The sequence below is a fragment of the Rhodococcus sp. (in: high G+C Gram-positive bacteria) genome, assembly GCF_049591685.1.
Lineage (GTDB): Bacteria > Actinomycetota > Actinomycetes > Mycobacteriales > Mycobacteriaceae > Rhodococcoides.
Genome location: NZ_JBAWFH010000111.1, coordinates 1 through 3,781, shown reverse-complemented (window position 1 = coordinate 3,781; position 3,781 = coordinate 1). Strand labels below are relative to the sequence as shown.

General features: G+C 64.6%; 3 protein-coding genes. 2 read left to right on the top strand and 1 reads right to left on the bottom strand.

What is annotated here, in order from left to right; all coding sequences use genetic code 11:
* Positions 1-191 precede the first annotated feature (191 nt).
* Together WBQ44_RS04965 and nrdR are read left to right on the top strand one after the other, a co-directional pair.
* Positions 192-746 carry a hypothetical protein gene (locus WBQ44_RS04965; RefSeq protein WP_495565624.1) on the top strand — a complete coding sequence of 185 codons (555 nt, stop codon included), beginning with the start codon at positions 192-194 and terminating at the stop codon, positions 744-746.
* A gap of 159 nt (positions 747-905) precedes the next feature.
* Positions 906-1,370 carry a transcriptional regulator NrdR gene (gene nrdR, locus WBQ44_RS04960; protein WP_495565625.1) on the top strand — a complete coding sequence of 155 codons (465 nt, stop codon included), beginning with the start codon at positions 906-908 and terminating at the stop codon, positions 1,368-1,370.
* A gap of 37 nt (positions 1,371-1,407) precedes the next feature.
* Here nrdR and hrpA read toward each other — a convergent pair.
* Positions 1,408-3,781, bottom strand: a 2,374-nt coding sequence (gene hrpA, locus WBQ44_RS04955; RefSeq protein WP_495565623.1) for an ATP-dependent RNA helicase HrpA, incomplete at its 5' end; no start/stop codon positions are given.

The window sequence follows — 3,781 nt, the reverse complement described above, 5'->3', positions numbered from 1 at the left end:
TGTGGCCTGTGGTTTCTGACACGAACTTAGCCCGTATTCGCAGTTGGATCAAACACCTGTTCGATCCGTGTCGCGTTTTCTACTGACTTTGTCGGAGCTGCGTGATACAACTTCGAACAAGCGTTCTTCGAACGCCTGATCGAACACAGGGTTCGGTCACGTTCGATCCGCACGACGCACTGGAGGTTCCCATGAGCATCGCCACCGAGCTACCGACCGAGAACATCACGCGCTCACGTTCTGCCGTTTCGTCAGACGTGCGAGTGCGACGGTCAGCGGTCGACCGTTCCACCACCGCGGCGCGGCGGCGGGCCGCTGTCCAGCGTCGGAGGTACGTGCAGGCTAGCGGTCCGCAAGGCCTCGGTCACCGCCACGGCTACTCCGATGCCTGCGTGGAGCCGGCACCGCATCAGCCCATCTCCTGGCTCGCCGCGGTGGCAGGGGTCGTCGGAACCGCGCTCGTCATTCTGGGTTTCGTCGCGCTTGCCAATCTTCGCGCAGAATCGATCGACGCTGCAGCGTCGAGTGCTGTGTCCGGAGCGACCGAGGTGTCAGTGAGCGCCGGCTCGCAACCGGTCGTCGTGACGGTTCAGGAGGGCGAAACCATCAGTGACGTGGCTCGCCGCATCGCACCGGGCCAGCCGGTGCAGCCAGTCGTCGAGGGATTGTTGCCCCTGGGCGACATGCCCGGTGCTGCCGTGTCCGCAGGGCAACAACTGGCGACGCCGCTCCTGCTCGGGCAGTAGTTCGACACCGTGGGCACCGTCGTGGCGCCATCGCCGATCCGGGCACTTCGGTTGCTGGGTGATCGAAATCCGTATCTCGCGCTCCGAGTATCCTCGAAGCCTGCACCCCTCCTCGAGAGTTATCCGGGGGAGTGCACCGGCTACGACGGAGGCTCTTTCATGCATTGCCCGTTCTGCAGGCACCCAGACTCGCGCGTGGTCGACTCTCGCGAGGCCGACGAGGGGCAGGCGATTCGCCGTCGCCGCTCGTGCCCCGAATGTGGCCGCCGTTTCACCACCGTCGAGACGGCAGTGCTCGCCGTCGTCAAACGTAGCGGCGTCACCGAACCCTTCTCGCGCGAGAAGGTGGTCAAGGGTGTGCGGCGCGCCTGCCAGGGCCGCGACGTCGACAACGACGCCCTGAATCTGCTCGCCCAGCAGGTCGAAGACGCCGTGCGCGCGTCTGGTTCGGCCGAGATTCCCAGCCACGAAGTCGGGTTGGCCATCCTCGGCCCGCTGCGCGATCTGGACGAAGTGGCGTATCTCCGGTTCGCGTCCGTATACCGGTCGTTCAGTTCCGCCGAGGACTTCGAGAAAGAAATCCAGGACCTCCGCGCGCACCGCGAGTCTGCTTCGGTCGACTAGAACGGCCGCACGGCCGCAGACCCTGCCGGACCGCCGATCAGGCTTGCCGGCCGCCGGCCGCTTCGATGGCCTTGAGAACTCGTTTTTCCGACACCGGGTACGCCGTGCGAACGCTTTGCGCGAACAACCCGACTCGGAGTTCCTCGATCATCCAGAACACATCTTGGACAGCCGCGCTCTGCTGCCTGCTTTCGGGCAACGACTTCAGCAGTCGGCCGTATGCGTCGTAGACCCGGTCCAAGACATCCATTCCGGCGTCGTCTCGTCTGACACTGCTGGGCAGCGACCGGAGCCTGACGGTCGCAGCTTCGAGGTAGCGCGGTACGTGCGCCAGTCGGTCACTACCGAATTCGAAGACGAACCCGTCGAACACCAGCCCGTCGTACTGTTCGCGAACATCGTCGGCGGCGTCTCCTGTCGACCGGTCGAGTACACCGCGCAGTTCGAGCGCAGCGGTGAGAATCGGCCGAACGAGGGCCAGTATTCGCGAGGTACGGTCGACCACATCGGCGTTGACCGCTTTCGACAGAGCAGCGAACTTCTCGGGCGACCTGACGGGCCCGCCGTGCGCCTGCATCGATTCGTCCACCGCCGTCTTGCGGCAGTCCTCCAGTAGCGCGTCGATGCTGCCGTACGGGTTCTGTCCGAGCGCGATTCGTTCGCGAGTGGGTATGCCGGCGATGAGTGCTTTGGTGCCACGGGGTGCGTGCTCGAGGAGCAATGCACGCGTGCCGTCGCGCATTGCGGCGCGCTGACCGGCAGGTGTGCTGAGCACTCGAACCGCCACGCCACCCTTCTCCGTTACGAGTGCGGGGTAGCCGGTGACTGTTTGGCCGCCGACCGACCTGGTGACCGTCTCGTCGAGATTGCCCAGGCTGAACGAAGTCCAGGCCAGTGTCGGCGCGCGTTCGGCGCCGCCGACGGCGCTGGCGACCTCCTGAATGACGCGCGGGGCCAGCCGCTTCTTCAGCGCGGCAAGGTCCTTGTCCGATCCGAGAACTTTGCCGTCTACGTCCACTGCAACGAACGTCATCCGCAGGTGGGCGGGTAGCGCCGAGAGATCGAAATTATCGGGGTCGATCCGGCACGAGCCGAGGCGCGAAAGTTCACGCGCCAGAGCCGACACGACCGGCTCGGAACGTGGCTTCATGGCCGCCAGCGCCGCGGCGGCGAAATCGGGTGCGGGAACGACGTTCCGGCGCTGCGCCTTGGGGAGAAGTTTTATGAGCGTAGCGATCAGTTCGGCACGCATGCCGGGGACCAACCAGTCGAAACCGACGGGCTGTACCTGCGCGAGGAGGGCTATCGGAATGCGCGCGGTCACACCGTCCGCTTCGGCGCCGGGTTCGAACTGATACGTCAACGGGAATCGGATCTCGCCTTGACGCCAGGCGTCGGGGTAGTCGCCGCCCAACACGGAGGCGGCGTCGGCGTTGACGACGGTCTCGGCGGTGAAGTCCAACAGGGTGGGCTTGGTGCGGCGCGTTTTCTTCCACCAGGTGTCGAAGTGCCGGGCGGACACGGCTTCGGCAGGGATACGTGCGTCGTAGAAGTCGAACAGAGCGTCGTCGTCGACGACGATGTCACGACGCCGTGCGCGGTTCTCGAGCTCGCCGACGTCTTCGAGCAACTCCCGGTTGCGGTGGAAGAACTGATGCTGGGTCTTCCATTCACCTTGTACGAGAGCGTGTCTGATGAACAGCTCACGGGAGACCTCGGGATCGATAGAGTGGTAGCCCACCGGTCGTCCGGTCACCAGGGGGAGCCCGTACAGGGTGACCCGCTCGTACGCCATGGCCGATTGACGCTTCGTCGACCAGTGCGGCTCCGAGTACGTCCGCTTGATCAAGTGCGGAGCGAGTCGTTCGGCCCACTCGGGTTCGATGCGAGCCGCCATGCGTCCCCACAGGCGCCCCGTTTCGACCAGTTCGGCCGCCATCACCCAGCGTGGGGGTTTCTTGAACAGTCCCGAGCCGGGAAAGATGGCGAAATGAGTGCCTCGGGCTCCGAGAAACTCACGCTTGTCGCCTTCCTTGAGCCCGATGTGCGACAACAGTCCCGACAGCAGCGCTTGGTGAAGAGCCGTCGGCGTACTGGCAGAGTCGGGAACGGACCAACCGAGACCCCGCGTGATCTGACGCAGCTGACCGTGCAGATCCTGCCACTCCCTGATACGGAGATAGTGCAGGAATTCGTTGCGACACATGCGCCGAAATTGATTGGAAGACAAGTCGTCTCTCTGCTCACGCAGGTACTTCCACAATTCGACGTACGCCAGGAAGTCGGAGTTCTCGACGGCGAATCGTGCGTGCTTCTCGTCGGCAGCCTGTTGATGCTCGGCGGGGCGTTCTCGGACATCCTGGATCGACAGGGCCGAGACGACAACAAGGGCGTCGGCGAGTGCTCCGGTG

What these genes read in the sequence shown, in the direction of transcription:
- WBQ44_RS04965 (WP_495565624.1), top strand. Translation starts at nt 192, where the DNA reads ATGAGCATCGCCACCGAGCTACCGACCGAGAACATCACGCGCTCACGT.
- nrdR (WP_495565625.1), top strand. Translation starts at nt 906, where the DNA reads ATGCATTGCCCGTTCTGCAGGCACCCAGACTCGCGCGTGGTCGACTCT.